Origin of the sequence: Enterobacter sp. 50793107, assembly GCF_001463365.1 — a bacterium.
Classification (GTDB): domain Bacteria; phylum Pseudomonadota; class Gammaproteobacteria; order Enterobacterales; family Enterobacteriaceae; genus Enterobacter; species Enterobacter cloacae.
The window spans coordinates 46,649-63,155 of the sequence record NZ_LNII01000160.1 but is presented as its reverse complement, the minus strand read 5'-3'; the positions used below and the strand labels follow the sequence as shown (position 1 = coordinate 63,155).

General features: G+C 55.4%; 10 protein-coding genes. 4 read left to right on the top strand and 6 right to left on the bottom strand.

Going from position 1 to position 16,507, the window contains the following annotated elements:
* The first annotated feature begins 24 nt into the window (after positions 1–24).
* Positions 25–1,044 (top strand): NAD(P)-dependent alcohol dehydrogenase, encoded by a 1,020-nt coding sequence (locus APU11_RS21865; protein WP_058651428.1) that lies wholly within the window; start codon positions 25–27, stop codon positions 1,042–1,044.
* A gap of 58 nt (positions 1,045–1,102) precedes the next feature.
* On the opposite strand, the gene APU11_RS21860 is transcribed toward APU11_RS21865, so the two are convergent.
* Positions 1,103–2,749: a dihydroxyacetone kinase subunit DhaK gene (locus APU11_RS21860; protein WP_040021918.1), complete on the bottom strand. Its 1,647-nt coding sequence runs from the start codon at positions 2,747–2,749 to the stop codon at positions 1,103–1,105.
* 137 nt (positions 2,750–2,886) lie between these two features.
* Between APU11_RS21860 and APU11_RS21855 the strand changes: the two genes are divergently transcribed.
* The gene (locus APU11_RS21855; RefSeq protein WP_013098956.1) at positions 2,887–4,389 is read left to right on the top strand and encodes a helicase HerA-like C-terminal domain-containing protein; all 1,503 of its coding nucleotides are present in this window, start codon (positions 2,887–2,889) and stop codon (positions 4,387–4,389) included.
* Here APU11_RS21855 and APU11_RS21850 read toward each other — a convergent pair.
* The gene (locus APU11_RS21850) at positions 4,369–5,310 is read right to left on the bottom strand and encodes a TIGR01212 family radical SAM protein (protein WP_096896980.1); all 942 of its coding nucleotides are present in this window, start codon (positions 5,308–5,310) and stop codon (positions 4,369–4,371) included. The genes APU11_RS21855 and APU11_RS21850 overlap by 21 nt on opposite strands.
* Positions 5,311–5,991: 681 nt before the next feature.
* On the opposite strand from APU11_RS21850, the gene gltB reads away from it, so the two are divergent.
* Together gltB and gltD are read left to right on the top strand one after the other, a co-directional pair.
* Positions 5,992–10,452, top strand: a complete 4,461-nt coding sequence (gene gltB / locus APU11_RS21840; protein WP_013098958.1) for a glutamate synthase large subunit — start codon at positions 5,992–5,994, stop codon at positions 10,450–10,452.
* A gap of 9 nt (positions 10,453–10,461) precedes the next feature.
* On the top strand, positions 10,462–11,880 hold the full coding sequence (gltD, locus tag APU11_RS21835; protein WP_013098959.1) for a glutamate synthase subunit GltD: 1,419 nt from the start codon (positions 10,462–10,464) through the stop codon (positions 11,878–11,880).
* Positions 11,881–11,910: 30 nt separating this feature from the next.
* On the opposite strand, the gene APU11_RS21830 is transcribed toward gltD, so the two are convergent.
* The 4 genes from APU11_RS21830 to APU11_RS21815 form a co-directional block, all read right to left on the bottom strand.
* A complete protein-coding gene (locus APU11_RS21830; RefSeq protein WP_058651429.1) occupies positions 11,911–12,462 on the bottom strand; it encodes a hypothetical protein in 552 nt (183 codons plus the stop codon).
* On the bottom strand, positions 12,459–14,885 hold the full coding sequence (locus tag APU11_RS21825) for a fimbrial biogenesis outer membrane usher protein (RefSeq protein ID WP_013098961.1): 2,427 nt from the start codon (positions 14,883–14,885) through the stop codon (positions 12,459–12,461). Before APU11_RS21825 ends, APU11_RS21830 begins: the two co-directional genes overlap by 4 nt.
* Before the next feature lie 6 nt (positions 14,886–14,891).
* On the bottom strand, positions 14,892–15,599 hold the full coding sequence (locus APU11_RS21820) for a fimbria/pilus chaperone family protein (protein WP_038420707.1): 708 nt from the start codon (positions 15,597–15,599) through the stop codon (positions 14,892–14,894).
* Positions 15,600–15,709: 110 nt separating this feature from the next.
* Entirely contained in the window at positions 15,710–16,381 is a 672-nt protein-coding gene (locus tag APU11_RS21815; RefSeq protein WP_058651430.1) for a DUF1120 domain-containing protein, read from the bottom strand.
* Positions 16,382–16,507 lie beyond the last annotated feature (126 nt).

Below are 16,507 nucleotides of genomic sequence, written 5' to 3'. Positions count from 1 at the left end.
TCACACCATAACGGGGGAAATACGATGTCGAAGATAAAAAGCTACGCCGCACCGCAGGCGGGTGCAGAACTTGAACTGTACGAGTACGATGCGGGCGAACTAAAAGCGGAAGACGTCGAAGTACAGGTTGATTACTGCGGGATCTGCCACTCGGATCTCTCCATGATCGACAACGAATGGGGCTTTTCAAGCTATCCACTGGTCGCCGGACACGAAGTGATTGGCCGCGTCGTGGCGCTCGGCAGCGCTGCGCAGGGCAAAGGCCTGAAAGTGGGCCAGCGCGTGGGTATTGGCTGGACGGCACGCAGCTGCGGTCATTGCGACGCCTGTATCAGCGGCAACCAGATCAACTGCCTTGAAGGCGCCGTTCCAACCATCCTCAACAAGGGCGGTTTTGCCGATAAACTGCGAGCCGACTGGCAGTGGGTCATTCCGCTGCCGGACAGCATTGATATCGAATCCGCAGGTCCGCTGCTGTGCGGCGGCATTACCGTCTTTAAACCGCTGCTGATGCACCATATCACCGCCACCAGCCGTGTGGGTGTGATTGGTATCGGGGGTCTCGGTCATATTGCCATCAAACTGCTGCACGCGATGGGCTGCGAAGTGACGGCATTCAGTTCTAACCCGGCGAAAGAGCAAGAAGTGCTGGCGATGGGTGCGGATAAAGTGGTGAACAGCCGCGATCCAGACGCGCTGAAAGCACTGGCGGGTCAATTCGATCTGATCATCAACACCGTTAATGTCGATCTCGACTGGCAGCCGTACTTTGAAGCACTGACCTACGGCGGTAACTTCCATACGGTGGGGGCCGTGCTGAAGCCGCTGCCGGTTCCGGCGTTTACCCTGATCAGCGGGGATCGCAGCGTGTCCGGCTCTGCAACCGGCACGCCGTTCGAGTTGCGCAAACTGATGAAGTTCGCCGGGCGCACGAAAGTATCGCCAATCACCGAACTCTATCCGATGTCGAAAATCAACGAAGCGATCCAGCACGTGCGTGACGGCAAAGCCCGTTACCGTGTGGTGTTGAAAGCAGATTTTTAATGTGACACACCCCTCTCCCACCGGGAGAGGGCGCAAACACTAAAAACGGTAACGGTTGTTACCGTTTTGCTTCTACCATGGCCTTAAACACCTCTGCCACCGCAACCGCTCCCGGATCCATTACCCCATCCAGATTCTCTTTATTCACATACGACGAACGTCCCGCGCCCGCTTTGCCCATTCTGGCCGTTGCCTCTGCGCCCTGCTGTGCCGCCTGCGCCGCCGCCTGAAGATCGTTTTTCTGCAACGTCTCCAGCGCCGGCTGTAGCGCATCGATCAGCGTGCGATCGCCGAGATCGGCCCCGCCATACTGCTTCATCTGTGCCAGCCCGCTCAGCAATGCATCCGCAAGCGATTGTCCGTCATGCAGCTTTTGTCCGGCTGCCGTGAAAAAGATCGACATTAATACGCCACTCGATCCGCCCATCACCGTTGCCAGCCGCTCGCCCACCAGCAGAAGTAATGTCGACACGTCGTTAAGAGGAAGGTTGTTCTCCTCCAGACGCTGCGCAATCTCCCGCGCCCCTTGCGCAAAGGTGGATCCGGTATCGCCATCCCCCACTTTCGCATCCAGCGCGTTCAGACGGTTTTCCAGCTGAATCAACGTCTTTGTCACCACAGAGACATATTCGCCCACCTGCGGATTTGCGGACGGGGTAAACTCCACGCGGTCATGGATCGCACTATGCTCCAGGGTACGCAGCGGGGCAAACGCCACCGGCTTCTGCCAGCCCAGCGTCTCAACCTCTTCATGAAGGGCTTTTTCGAACAGATCGTTTAACTTCAGCAGCGTCAGCGAAAAGCCCTTCATATCGAGGGCGCTCACCAGCGGTGCCGGGCCAATCAGATACGCCAGGTTATCTTTCAGTGCCGAGTGGGCCAGCTCTTTGGTGAGCAGAGCCATCTCAAGCGCTGATACGCCCCCCAGGTTATTGATCAACACTGCGAAGCGCCCGTCACCCGCCTTCGCCTTGAGCGGCGTCACCAGCGTGTCGATAATCGCTTTACTGTTCTGCGTATCCACGACGGAAGCCCCCGGCTCACCATGAATGCCCAGACCCAGCTCGACATGACCTTGCTTAATGCGCCCTTCTTCCTCGTCGCTTCCCGGCAGATTACACGTTTGCATCGCAACACCCAGGCTCCAGAGGTTATCGCAGGCCTGTTGCGCAATATTACGCACTTCACTCAGCGATTTTCCGTGCTCTGCGGCATAACCCGCGATCTTATGAACCAGCGCCGTACCGGCAATGCCGCGCGGCTGTTTGTTGTCCGGCAGCGCAATATCGTCTGCCACAATGACCATCTCCACCTTCAGGCCGTAGCGTTTCGCCTTTTCTGCCGCCAGACCAAAATTCAGGCGGTCACCGGTGTAGTTTTTAACGATCAGCAGGCAGCCACGGTCACCCGTCACCGCCACAATGGCATTCAGCACCGCATCCACGCTCGGCGAGGCGAACAGATCGCCGCACACTGCTGCCGTCAACATACCTTTGCCGACAAACCCGGCGTGTGCAGGCTCGTGGCCGGAACCGCCACCGGAGATCACCGCCACGCGGCTCTTGTCCCAGTCGCTGCGGGCCACAATGCGAATGGCAGGATCAACATCAAGCTTGACGAGGTTACCGTGCGGAGCAGAAATCAGAATGCCTTCAATAGCATCGTTGACCAGTTGTTTGCGATTATTAAAAAAGAATCTGGACATACATTCTCAACTTGTTGTGAACCGTATGCAAAAGCATAGTCCGCGCTGGGTAATACGCCGCAAAGTAAGGAATTTTTAACGCCATTTTGCCGTCAGGTTGCCTATACTCCACCCAGGACTAAGAGAGGATGAGTATCATGAGTACACCATTGTTAATTGCCAGGACGCTGGAGAAAGAGCTGTTTCTACTGCCTGCGATGGCGAACCGTCACGGCCTGATCACCGGCGCCACCGGGACGGGGAAAACCGTTACCCTGCAGAAGCTGGCCGAATCGCTCTCTGAGATTGGCGTGCCGGTCTTTATGGCCGATGTAAAAGGCGATTTAACCGGTGTGGCTCAGGAGGGGGCACCCTCAGAAAAACTCCTTGAGCGTCTGAAAAATATCGGCGTCAATGACTGGACGCCGCACAACAACCCGGTAGTTGTCTGGGATATCTTTGGTGAGAAAGGTCATCCGGTACGTGCCACCGTCTCCGATCTTGGCCCGCTGCTGCTGGCCCGTCTTCTGAATCTCAACGATGTCCAGTCCGGGGTGTTGAACATCATCTTCCGTATTGCCGACGATCAGGGGCTGCTGCTGCTCGATTTCAAAGATCTGCGCGCCATTACCCAATACATCGGCGATAACGCTAAATCCTTCCAGAACCAGTACGGCAACATCAGCAGTGCCTCCGTGGGGGCCATTCAGCGCGGGTTACTGACGCTGGAGCAACAGGGTGCAGAGCATTTCTTCGGCGAGCCGATGCTGGATATCAAAGACTGGATGCGCACTGACAGCAACGGCAAAGGCATCATCAACATTCTGAGCTCAGAGAAGCTCTATCAGATGCCGAAACTCTACGCCGCCAGCCTGCTGTGGATGCTCTCTGAACTTTACGAACAGCTGCCGGAGGCGGGCGACCTTGAGAAGCCGAAGCTGGTGTTCTTCTTCGACGAAGCGCACCTGCTGTTCAACGATGCGCCGCAGGTGCTGCTCGACAAGATCGAGCAGGTTATCCGGCTGATCCGCTCCAAAGGCGTCGGCGTGTGGTTTGTTTCGCAAAACCCGTCGGATATCCCCGATAACGTGCTGGGGCAGCTCGGTAATCGCGTCCAGCACGCCCTGCGCGCCTTTACGCCAAAAGATCAGAAAGCCGTCAAAGCTGCCGCACAAACCATGCGCGCGAACCCGGCCTTTGATACCGAAGCGGCGATTCAGGCGCTGGGTACCGGTGAAGCGCTGATCTCCTTCCTGGATGCCAAAGGCAGCCCGTCCATTGTGGAACGCGCCATGGTGATTGCCCCTTGCTCGCGAATGGGGCCGGTAACGGACGATGAGCGCAACGGCCTGATTAACCACTCCCCGGTTTACGGGAAATACGAAGATGAAGTGGATCGCGAATCTGCCTTCGAGATGCTGCAAAAAGGGGTACAGGCCACCACCGACTCGCAGGACGCCCCACCCGCCAGGGGTCAGTCAGTCGCGGTGGATGACGGCATTCTGGGCGGGCTGAAAGACATTTTGTTTGGCAGTACCGGGCCGCGCGGCGGCAAGCGCGATGGCGTTGTGCAGACAATGGCGAAAAGCGCCGCGCGGCAGGTCACGAATCAGATAGTGCGCGGCATGCTGGGGAGTCTGTTAGGCGGTCGCCGCCGGTAGCGGAGCAACCCACGGCCGTCCCAGCGCCGAGCCCTGCACACCGTGCTCATGCAGATAGCGATCAATCTCCACCATCCCCGTCCAGCGGTTCTCACACCACAGCGGTGCCAGAAGCGTTGGACGACGGGCGCTGGCGGAGATACGGTGATAGACAATCTCGGGCGGCGTATGACGGATCATCTCCCCTGCCGTTACCGTATACTCGTCGAGTGCGATGCCATTTAACCGCCCGGCTTGCCAGGCTTTGGCCATAATGCTGCCCTGCACAATATGCAGCGGGTGCAGCTTGATCCCGTCCACGCCTGTCTCAATGACTTTTTCCAGCGTCTCCAGGCCATGCTGCTGCCCTTCTCCCGGCAGGCCGACAATCAGATGCGTGCAGACTTTCAGGCCACGTTCGCGGGCAAGGCGCGTGGTGCGCTGATAGCAGGCAAAATCATGGCCGCGATTAATACGGTGCAGGGTTTTGTCATGCGCGCTCTGCAGGCCTAGTTCCAGCCAGATCTCATAGCCCTGCTCTTTATACTCGCTGAGTAAATCCAGCACCGCGTCAGGCACGCAGTCCGGACGCGTACCGACACACAGCCCGACAATGTTCGCCTGAGCGACCGCCTGTTGATACATCGAACGCAGCACCTGCACTTCCGCCCATGTGCTGGTGTAGGCCTGGAAATAGGCCAGATACTGCTTTGCCCGGTTCACAAGACGGGCCTGATGCGCGAGCTGTTCCGCGATAGATTTATGCTGCTGCGCCTCGTCCGCAAAGGAGGCCACGTTACAGAAGGTGCAGCCGCCGCGCCCGAGCGTACCATCGCGATTCGGGCAGCTAAAACCGCCATGCAGCGTCAGCTTGTGAACCTTTTGCCCGTAGCGCTGCAAAAGATCCCCACCAAACATATTGACTAATTTCTGTAACTGCATAATCTGATAGACCGTCCCGAAGAAAGGGGACAAGCCTGCCATTTTTAGCCACCATCGGCGATGACCTGGATCAATCGCCCTGGCTGGCCTTTATCTATTTGAATAACTACTCAAGATTACTGCAATTTCATTCACGCCAAATGTGATTACTTTTCCTTATGTTCTGATTGTTTTTTTTATTTATAACGCCAGCACTGAAAAACAGTGACTTTATGCGGGTTTAAACCGCACAGCAGTTTATTATCCTGTAAAAAAACCGGCATTCAGCACGCTGCATCAATAATACCGCTTTCATATAGTGAGTCAGATCACACTCCGCTGCGACTTCGCAGGGCGCTTAGTGGTTGTAAAAATAGTTAAATATCTTTTAAATACAATGCATTATCTTCTCTATAGCACATTTTTGTATAAATAAGATTGCCATTTGACCTGTGTACCAATTCCCGATAAGTTGGAAATCCGCTGGAAGCTTTCTGGATGAGCGGCCTGCTCATCATATTTATGCAGTAATTGAGATTCCCTCTGAAGCAAGTCCTCAAACTTGTTTACCTGCGCGAAAGGATGAAAAGAGGGCGAATGCGAGGTCCGCGTATGAAACGCAAACCCCGTCGCCATGCTCTTTCTGTGCCTGTGCGCCACGGTTCAGTGGGAAGCCCGACGAGCCTGGGGAGGTTCACTGATATGTTGTACGATAAATCCCTTGAGAAGGATAACTGTGGTTTCGGCCTGATCGCCCACATAGAAGGCGAACCTAGCCACAAGGTAGTGCGTACTGCTATTCACGCACTGGCCCGTATGCAGCACCGTGGTGCCATCCTTGCCGATGGTAAAACCGGCGACGGTTGCGGCCTGCTGCTGCAAAAACCGGATCGTTTCTTCCGTATCGTGGCGGAAGAGCGCGGCTGGCGTTTAGCCAAAAACTACGCTGTCGGTATGCTGTTCCTGAATCAGGATCCTGAAAAAGCTGCCGCCTCACGCCGCATCGTTGAAGAAGAACTTCAGCGTGAAACCCTGTCTATTGTCGGCTGGCGCGATGTGCCAACCAACGAAGGGGTGCTCGGTGAAATCGCCCTCTCCTCGCTGCCTCGTATTGAACAGATTTTTGTTAATGCGCCTGCGGGCTGGCGTCCACGTGATATGGAACGCCGTCTGTTTATTGCCCGCCGCCGCATTGAAAAACGTCTCCAGGACGACAAAGAGTTCTATGTCTGTAGCCTCTCGAACCTGGTGAACATCTATAAAGGTCTGTGTATGCCGGCTGACCTGCCGCGCTTCTACCTGGACCTGGCGGACCTGCGTCTGGAATCGGCCATTTGCCTGTTCCACCAGCGCTTCTCCACCAACACCGTTCCACGCTGGCCACTGGCACAACCGTTCCGCTATCTGGCGCACAACGGCGAGATCAACACCATCACCGGTAACCGCCAGTGGGCGCGCGCCCGTACCTATAAGTTCCAGACCCCACTGATCCCGGACCTGCATGATGCTGCGCCGTTCGTTAACGAAACCGGCTCTGACTCCAGCTCCATGGATAACATGCTGGAGCTGCTGCTGGCAGGCGGCATGGATATCGTGCGTGCCATGCGTCTGCTCGTGCCACCGGCCTGGCAGAACAATCCGGATATGGATCCGGAGCTGCGTGCATTCTTTGACTTTAACTCCATGCACATGGAGCCATGGGATGGCCCGGCGGGCATCGTCATGTCCGACGGTCGTTTTGCCGCCTGTAACCTGGACCGTAACGGTCTGCGTCCGGCGCGCTACGTCATCACCAAAGACAAGCTCATCACCTGCGCCTCAGAAGTCGGTATCTGGGATTACCAGCCTGACGAAGTGGTTGAGAAAGGCCGTGTTGGGCCGGGCGAGCTGATGGTTATCGATACCCGCGGTGGGCGTATTCTGCACTCCGCTGAAACAGACAACGATCTGAAGAGCCGCCATCCCTATAAAGAGTGGATGGAGAAAAACGTGCGCCGTCTGGTACCGTTCGAAGATCTGCCGGACGAAGAAGTGGGCAGCCGCGAGCTGGACGACGATACGCTGGCAAGCTTCCAGAAGCAGTTTAACTACAGTGCGGAAGAGCTGGATTCCGTCATCCGCGTGCTTGGTGAAAACGGCCAGGAGGCTGTCGGCTCCATGGGTGACGATACCCCGTTTGCCGTGCTCTCCAGTCAGCCACGTGTAATTTATGACTACTTCCGTCAACAGTTTGCACAGGTGACCAACCCGCCAATCGACCCGCTGCGTGAAGCCCACGTCATGTCATTGGCAACAAGCATTGGTCGCGAGATGAACGTCTTCTGCGAGGCAGAAGGCCAGGCTCACCGCCTGACCTTTAAATCTCCGATCCTGCTTTACTCCGATTTCAAACAGCTCACCACGCTGAAAGAGGATCACTACCGCGCTGACACGCTCGATATCACCTTCGACGTGACCGAAGCGACCCTCGAAGAGACGGTGAACGCGCTGTGTGACAAAGCGGAACAGATGGTGCGTAACGGCACCGTTCTGCTGGTGCTGTCTGACCGTAATATTGCGAAGAACCGCCTGCCGGTACCTGCGCCAATGGCGGTGGGGGCTATCCAGACGCGTCTGGTCGATAAGAGCCTGCGCTGCGACGCCAACATCATTGTTGAAACCGCAAGCGCACGCGATCCGCACCACTTTGCCGTGCTGTTAGGCTTTGGTGCGACGGCGATCTATCCATACCTGGCCTACGAAACGCTGGCTCGTCTGGTGGACACCCGCGCGATCGACAAAGATTACCGTACCGTGATGCTGAACTACCGTAACGGCATCAACAAAGGCCTTTACAAGATCATGTCCAAAATGGGCATCTCGACCATCGCCTCTTACCGCTGCTCGAAGCTGTTTGAAGCGGTTGGCCTGCATAACGACGTGGCAAACCTCTGCTTCCAGGGCGTGGTCAGCCGCATCGGTGGAGCCGGTTTTGCCGACTTCCAGCAGGATCTGGTGAACCTGTCTAAGCGCGCCTGGCTGGCACGTAAGCCGCTGGAGCAAGGTGGTCTGCTGAAGTACGTTCACGGTGGCGAATATCACGCCTACAACCCGGACGTGGTGCGCACGCTGCAGCAGGCCGTCCAGAGCGGCGAGTACAGCGATTATCAGCAGTATGCTGAGCTGGTGAACAACCGCCCGGCAGCCACGCTGCGCGATCTGCTGGCGCTGAACCCAGGTGATGAAGCGGTCAGCATCGACGACGTAGAGCCTGCGTCTGAGCTGTTCAAACGCTTCGACACCGCTGCGATGTCCATCGGCGCATTAAGCCCGGAAGCCCACGAGGCGCTGGCCGAAGCGATGAACAGCATCGGCGGTAACTCTAACTCCGGTGAAGGCGGTGAAGATCCTGCCCGCTACGGCACCAATAAAGTGTCCCGTATCAAGCAGGTGGCATCCGGTCGCTTTGGCGTAACGCCTGCGTACCTGGTTAACGCCGACGTCATTCAGATTAAAGTCGCTCAGGGGGCAAAACCGGGCGAAGGCGGTCAGTTACCGGGTGATAAAGTCACCCCGTACATCGCTAAACTGCGTTACTCGGTACCGGGCGTGACGCTGATCTCCCCGCCGCCGCACCACGATATCTACTCTATCGAGGATCTGGCGCAGCTGATTTTCGACCTGAAACAGGTAAACCCGAAAGCGATGATCTCCGTGAAGCTGGTTTCCGAACCGGGCGTCGGCACCATCGCGACCGGTGTGGCGAAAGCCTATGCGGATCTCATCACCATCGCCGGTTATGACGGTGGTACTGGTGCAAGCCCGCTCTCTTCCGTGAAATACGCGGGTTGTCCGTGGGAGCTGGGCCTGGTGGAAACCCAACAGGCACTGGTGGCAAACGGTCTGCGTCATAAGATCCGTCTGCAGGTGGACGGCGGCCTGAAAACCGGCCTCGACATCATCAAAGCGGCGATTCTGGGTGCGGAAAGCTTCGGCTTTGGTACCGGCCCGATGGTTGCGCTGGGCTGTAAATACCTGCGTATTTGCCACCTGAACAACTGTGCGACCGGCGTTGCAACCCAGGACGAGAAGCTGCGTAAGAACCACTATCACGGCCTGCCGTTCAAAGTGACAAACTACTTTGACTTCATCGCCCGTGAAACCCGCGAGCTGATGGCGCAACTGGGTGTAAAACGTCTGGTGGATCTGATTGGCCGTACCGACCTGCTGAAAGAGCTGGACGGTTTCACTGCCAAACAGCAGAAACTGGATCTGGGCAAGCTGCTGGAAACGGCCGAGCCGCATCCGGGTAAAGCGGTCTACTGCACCGAGAACAACCCGCCGTTCGACAATGGCGTGCTGAACGCGCAGCTGCTGCAGCAGGCGAAGCCATATGTGGATGAGAAGCAGAGTAAAACGTTCTGGTTTGATATCCGCAACACCGACCGCTCTGTGGGTGCGTCGCTCTCTGGTTACATCGCGCAAACGCACGGCGATCAGGGGCTGGCAGCGGATCCGATCACCGCGCACTTCAGCGGTACGGCGGGTCAGAGCTTCGGCGTGTGGAATGCCGGCGGCGTTGAGCTGTACCTGACTGGCGATGCTAACGACTACGTCGGTAAAGGCATGGCGGGTGGTCTGCTGGCGGTGCGTCCTCCGGTGGGCTCTGCCTTCCGCAGTCACGAAGCCAGCATCATCGGTAACACCTGTCTTTACGGCGCGACCGGTGGCCGTCTGTTTGCCGCGGGCCGTGCGGGTGAGCGTTTTGCGGTGCGTAACTCCGGTGCTATCACCGTGGTGGAAGGCATTGGTGATAACGGCTGTGAATACATGACGGGCGGGATTGTTTGCGTGCTGGGGAAAACCGGCGTGAACTTTGGCGCAGGCATGACGGGCGGTTTTGCATACGTCCTGGATGAAGATGGTGAGTTCCGCAAACGCGTGAACCCAGAGCTGGTGGAAGTGCTGGACGTTGATACGCTGGCGATCCACGAAGAACACCTGCGCGGTTTGATTACCGAACACGTGCAGCATACCGGTTCTTCGCGCGGCGAAGAGATCTTGGCGAACTGGCCAGCGTTCTCTGCGAAATTCGCGCTGGTTAAACCGAAGTCCAGCGATGTTAAAGCCCTGTTGGGTCACCGTAGTCGTAGCGCAGCAGAGCTGCGTGTGCAGGCGCAGTAAGGAATTCAGATGAGCCAGAACGTATACCAGTTTATCGACCTGCAGCGTGTTGATCCGCCAAAGAAACCGCTGAAGATCCGTAAAATTGAATTTGTAGAAATCTATGAGCCGTTTTCAGAAGGCCAGGCCAAAGCACAGGCAGACCGTTGCCTGTCCTGCGGTAACCCTTACTGTGAGTGGAAATGTCCGGTCCATAACTACATCCCTAACTGGCTGAAGCTGGCCAACGAAGGGCGTATTTTTGAAGCCGCCGAGCTTTCTCACCAGACCAACACCCTGCCAGAAGTGTGCGGCCGCGTGTGTCCGCAGGACCGTCTGTGTGAAGGCTCCTGTACGCTGAACGACGAGTTTGGCGCGGTGACCATCGGTAACATTGAGCGTTACATCAACGATAAAGCGTTTGAGATGGGCTGGCGTCCGGATATGACCGGCGTGAAGCAAACCGATAAGCGCGTGGCGATCATCGGCGCGGGTCCGGCGGGCCTGGCCTGTGCGGATGTCCTGACCCGTAACGGCGTGAAGGCGGTGGTCTTTGACCGTCATCCGGAGATCGGCGGCCTGCTGACCTTCGGTATCCCGGCCTTCAAGCTGGAGAAAGAGGTTATGACCCGTCGCCGTGAAATCTTCACCGGCATGGGCATTGAGTTCAAACTGAATGTAGAAGTGGGCCGCGACGTGCAGCTCGACGATCTGCTGAAGGATTACGACGCCGTGTTCCTGGGCGTGGGTACCTATCAGTCCATGCGTGGCGGGCTCGAGAACGAAGACGCGCCAGGGGTGTACGACGCGCTGCCGTTCCTGATTGCCAACACCAAGCAGATCATGGGATATGGCGAAACGGCCGATGAGCCTTACGTCAGCATGGAAGGCAAACGCGTGGTGGTGCTGGGCGGTGGTGACACCGCGATGGACTGCGTGCGTACCTCCATTCGTCAGAACGCGGCGCACGTAATCTGTGCTTACCGTCGTGACGAAGAGAACATGCCGGGCTCAAAACGCGAAGTGAAAAACGCGCGTGAAGAGGGCGTGGAGTTCCAGTTCAACATCCAGCCTCTGGGTATTGAAGTGAATGCCAACGGTAAAGTGAGCGGCGTGAAGATGGCGCGCACCGAGATGGGTGCCCCGGATGCCAAAGGCCGTCGTCGCGCGGAGATCGTGGCTGGTTCTGAGCACGTGATCCCGGCTGACGCGGTCGTCATGGCGTTCGGTTTCCGTCCTCACAGCATGGAGTGGCTGGCGAAGCACAGCGTTGAGCTGGATTCGCAGGGTCGTATTATCGCGCCAGAAGGCAGCGACAATGCGTTCCAGACCAGCAACCCGAAAATCTTCGCCGGTGGTGATATCGTTCGTGGTTCTGACCTGGTGGTGACGGCAATTGCCGAAGGCCGTAAGGCGGCAGACGGTATACTGAACTATCTGGAAGTGTAAAAAATGGCCCGGCGATTGCCGGGCCAACTTTTATTTTTTAAGCAGTTGCCAGGTTAAATCGGTCTCCAGCGCGGTTTGATCCGAAATATGGTTAAACGCGCTGTCATTGAGCACCGGGAAAATGGTGACGGTAAAGTTCATCTGCTGGCCGCTGGGTACCCTGCCGTTTTCAACCGCCACGACAGCCTCGTTATTGCGGATATAGAGCGATGACCCGTTATCAGTATCCGGCGTAAAATTCACCTGATCCGTTGTTTTCCCTACGTTGTAGCTTTTACCATCCAGCGTCAGGTTGCTGACCTTTATCGCCACACCACCGTTCTGACCAAACTGAAAACGCCCTTTCTGACCAGAAGCCCCCTGTAACAGCGTCGCCATCTGTTGTTTTTCCGGGCAATAGACGCTGACATTTATGTCTTTTCCCGGCATTTTGTTCCAGCTCTGCTGGCTGGTGACAATGCTGTCACGCCGCATCTGGTGATAATCCACAACTGGCTGAGAGAGCGTTAGCTGACAATCGTCAGCATAAGAAAGGCACGGCAAAGCAAGCAGCAATAGCGCAGCCAGACGTTGAATGTTCATCGACATACTCCGTTAACTTCTTCGTAAAACGCGTCTTCGTCGTGCTTTTCAGGAAGCGTAAAATCAAGTTTGCACAGACGGTTATTGTCATCATCAACGGCATAAAGCGCGCTAATCTGATCGGCATCGTTCAGGAAGACATGTCCGTCATCAACCACCGTCACCACGTAGTTATTTTTATCATCCACCACCGACAGACCTTTCGTCAGCGGCTTCCCGTCGGCCTGCTTAATACGTAACATCACGCGGCGGCTGTTCAATACTTTGAAGCTCACTTCGCTTACCGAGCCATGTGCAGCAGCAATATATTTGGTCCCGTTCGCCAGGGTCATGCTCTGCGGTAGCTTGTTCGCATCCACTTCGATACGTGAGTTACGCCATTCAGTCAGGCCGGGAATGACAGCCTGGCCCCAGCGGTCGGTCCAGACGGTGCCCTGCGGCGTGGTGATCTCAACGCCCGCTTTCGGTTCGCTAAGTCTGGCGATGGCAAACGTGTCCTTGATGGAATACGGTGAGAAGGTCACACCGTCTTTGTGCATCGCAATGCCGCCAGACAGGGTCGCATTGTAGTTACGCTGATGATCGCCGCTGGTACCGCCCCCGACGCTAAGCTGGGTGTAGTGAAGATTAGTGTTGATGTTGCCGTTGAAGCTGTTTTCCTGTGATTCGTCATCACGATCGGCAGAAATATAGTAGTTGGTGTTCTCTCCCAGCGACCCGCTGTTCGCCAGACCATAGCTGGTGCTGTCGCCCTGCTTACGCATATACGAACTCAGGCTCTGCGAACCGCCTAACGGAATGCTGAGGTTGATATAGAGCAGATCGTCGTCCTGGTCGTCATCCGTGCTGCCCACTGCGCTTTGCCAGTTCACGTTGATTGAAGCGTATTTGAAGGTTTTCCCCCACGACAGAAGCAAGTAGCGGGAATCTTCGCCGTCTCCTGCGGCCTGGTTGTAGCTCAGGCCCGCGCTAAATGCCCCGGCCAATTCTGTGGACCAACGTACGTTGGCCGAATAACTGTTGTCATAGCCCTGATAATCATCATCCATGGCATCTGCGAGTTCACGATAATCACCGCTGTAATGCGCCACGCTGGCAGACAGGCCGACATTCTCAGTCAACGAGTAATCGCTCTGGAGTTCGTTTTTGATACCGTTATCACTGTCGCCAAATTGCGCGTTGCTGGCGGCCATACTGGTTGAGACGTTCCAGCCATCGGTAACCATAAATTCTGTGCGCGCCCCCGCGGCCTGGTAATCTTCGGCCACCACGCCGGAGGCAAGCAGGTTCATCCAGGGGAAAATTCGCCAGCCATCGGATACGTTGAACACCAGCGGATCGCTGTAGTCACTGTCTATACCACGCACCTGGCCCGCCGAAACGGTCAGGCCGTTTGGTTTTGAAAGATTTCGGGCTTTTACGGATGCGGCGGGAACAATGTAGCGGTTGGTCGAACCGTCGGACTCCACAACGGTGACGTCAAGATCGACGTTGTTACGGACCATCGGGACGTCATCCAGCGTGAACGGGCCCGCCGGTACTAACGTGTTAAAAATGAGTCTTCCGTTTTGACGCACTTCAACGCGCGCCTGCGAGGTTCGGGCAATACCGGATACGCTCACCCCCGAACTGTCTTTCTGCAGACCACTGGTCGGCATTAACTGCACACCGGTAATCGGGACGCCGCTTAACACATCTGACATGGCGTTAATTTCCCCCACCTGCATGGTCAGGCGTTGAGGAACAAACACATGCTCTGCGTAGGTATAAATACTCTCTGCGTTTCGGTTGCCGTTGTCATCCGTCAGGATATAGCGGCTGCGTAGCGACCAGTCCATCGCGTTGAAGCCCGCCTCCAGGCTTGCCTGTGAGTAACGGTTACTGCTGCTGTCACTTCCGCTGTATTCGTTTTTGGTGCTGAAGAGCGAGTAGTTAAGCATGCCTGCCGTGCCGCCATGCTGGAAATTTTTGACATCAGCGCTCAGGCTGTTAAGTGCTTCCGCTGGCAGATAAAGCTCGACCGCTTCCTGGTTTGGCAAGGGATTGATCACCGCCTGAGCGTAATCGCTACGCAGATCATGGCAGGTTTCATTCGCCTTTATGGGCACCGGCATGAGACCTGCAAATTCCAGGAAGTCGTTATCAACGCACATCGTTCCGTCTTCACTGAAGCGTACGGCCGCTGTTCCGCGATCGTTACCGTTCACTTTGACAGAAACGGAATGCGTCCCCGGTAAAAAGCGCGGCGCTTGTGCAAAATAGCGGTTTAGATCGGCCCCAAGACCACGTGATTTCAGGATATCAGTATCAAACGTCACCTCCCTCGCATGGAGGGAGGGAGCATCAAGCAACATCAGAGGTATTGCGCTATAAATCACAGCGCGCACAAAAAGTGCAAGTTGGCTTTTTTTACGCACCGCCATAATCCTTTATTTTTTATTGAGATCCGAGATAAAGCTGGGCACTTCTACCCCATAACGGCTGGCCGGGAAAAACTTCACTTTCGTGTTTCCACTGACGGATTTGCCCATAGAAACCGTCATGGTTTCACCGGGTAAAATGTAGGTTTTGGCAAGCGATCCGCTGATACCCGAAGGCTGCAGCACCACGTTCTGTGCCAGACGCACAACATATTTGCTTGGGTTTTTTACCGTGACGGACGTGCCTGACGCGGTCCATTCGAGGAATTTCCACGCATCGGTTACCACGGCCAGCTTCGCAGGGCGAATCAGCACGGGAAGGTCCTGGCGAATATTGATGCCAATTTTCACTTTATTGTCATCGCTCTTCGGCGGGATCCCTTCGAAGGTCACACGCTTGTAGTGCTCAACGTCCAGCGGTTTGCTGGTTTGCAGGATGAAGCGCAATTGCTGAGTCTGACCGGGCTCAAGACGCACCACGGGCTGAGTGGTGACGAGTTTCAGGCCTTTATCATCTGGCAGATCCACCACGTCGGTGTACAGCAGCGACGGATGGCTATCGGTATTTTTGACGTTGATGGTGCCACTGTGGGTCGCTTCATCGATCACTAGCAGACTGGTTTCTGGCACCATACCGGCTGCATGTACGCCAAACTGCGCAGAGAATAAAGCTGCGGCAGCGAGTGTTTTAAATAAAACCTTTTTAGAGCATGTCATATGTATATTCCTTGAAAGCACTACTTAACATTCCGTGTTGATGGCGCTTATTTTTGAGAGAAAGCGTATTCCCTCTGCATTAAATTTAACTCACTTTAAATTTGAAAGAATTACAGATACTTTAGGCTGATCGTCAACTGACCATCCAGCCGGGTATCATCGGTAATGGCAAGCGTTGTGGTATTCTGAATAGCCAGAGACGTTACCAGCGGAAATGTTGCTGTCTGGAAAGCAAGCGGGTCAATACTTCCCGCTAATGCGACGGTAATATTGCGATTATTTTCACCCTGACTTGAACCATCGGTACTTTTAGCCCAGGCCGTTGAGCCATTCTGCTGATATATTGGACCGACAGATTTTCCGTCTGCAGTAACGCTATTCACCTTCATAAACATGGCATAAGAGCCAATATTTACCGTGCCTGCTTTGCCAACGCCATAGGTCTGGTTAGTCGCACTCTGTGCCCCACCCGTAAATGTACCGGCAGAAACGGTTAATCCTGCGTTAGAGTCGGCGCGATCGTCTATCATATTCCAGGCCACTTTTGTTGCTGCCGTGCAGGTAATGGTGAGATCGATATTCCGTTGCCCTAACTGGTTCACCGCCGTAGAGGACAATTCACCTAAGCGGATATTTCCATAGTCCACCACGCCGCCATTGCTAAATTCAGGAGTACAGGCCGAGGCTGTCAGCGTCCCTTTAATTTTCAATATCGCGGTTTCAGCGGCAAACGTAGAGTTTACGCAAAGGAATAATGCTGTAGCCAATAGAATTTTTTTCACGAGTTAATCCATAACTTATGATTTAAAGAAAATAAAATTCGACTGAGTTCATCCTTGATAGTCGCTATTACCTCCGTTTGCAAAATGCATGGTGCGATAATATAGAAATCATAAATACATGCAACT

Bases quoted from the DNA above. Each gene is read 5' to 3' on its own strand.
- APU11_RS21865 (WP_058651428.1), top strand. From the start codon at position 25: ATGTCGAAGATAAAAAGCTACGCCGCACCGCAGGCGGGTGCAGAACTT.
- APU11_RS21860 (WP_040021918.1), bottom strand. From the start codon at position 2,749: ATGTCCAGATTCTTTTTTAATAATCGCAAACAACTGGTCAACGATGCT.
- APU11_RS21855 (WP_013098956.1), top strand. From the start codon at position 2,887: ATGAGTACACCATTGTTAATTGCCAGGACGCTGGAGAAAGAGCTGTTT.
- APU11_RS21850 (WP_096896980.1), bottom strand. From the start codon at position 5,310: ATGCAGTTACAGAAATTAGTCAATATGTTTGGTGGGGATCTTTTGCAG.
- gltB (WP_013098958.1), top strand. From the start codon at position 5,992: ATGTTGTACGATAAATCCCTTGAGAAGGATAACTGTGGTTTCGGCCTG.
- gltD (WP_013098959.1), top strand. From the start codon at position 10,462: ATGAGCCAGAACGTATACCAGTTTATCGACCTGCAGCGTGTTGATCCG.
- APU11_RS21830 (WP_058651429.1), bottom strand. From the start codon at position 12,462: ATGAACATTCAACGTCTGGCTGCGCTATTGCTGCTTGCTTTGCCGTGC.
- APU11_RS21825 (WP_013098961.1), bottom strand. From the start codon at position 14,885: ATGGCGGTGCGTAAAAAAAGCCAACTTGCACTTTTTGTGCGCGCTGTG.
- APU11_RS21820 (WP_038420707.1), bottom strand. From the start codon at position 15,599: ATGACATGCTCTAAAAAGGTTTTATTTAAAACACTCGCTGCCGCAGCT.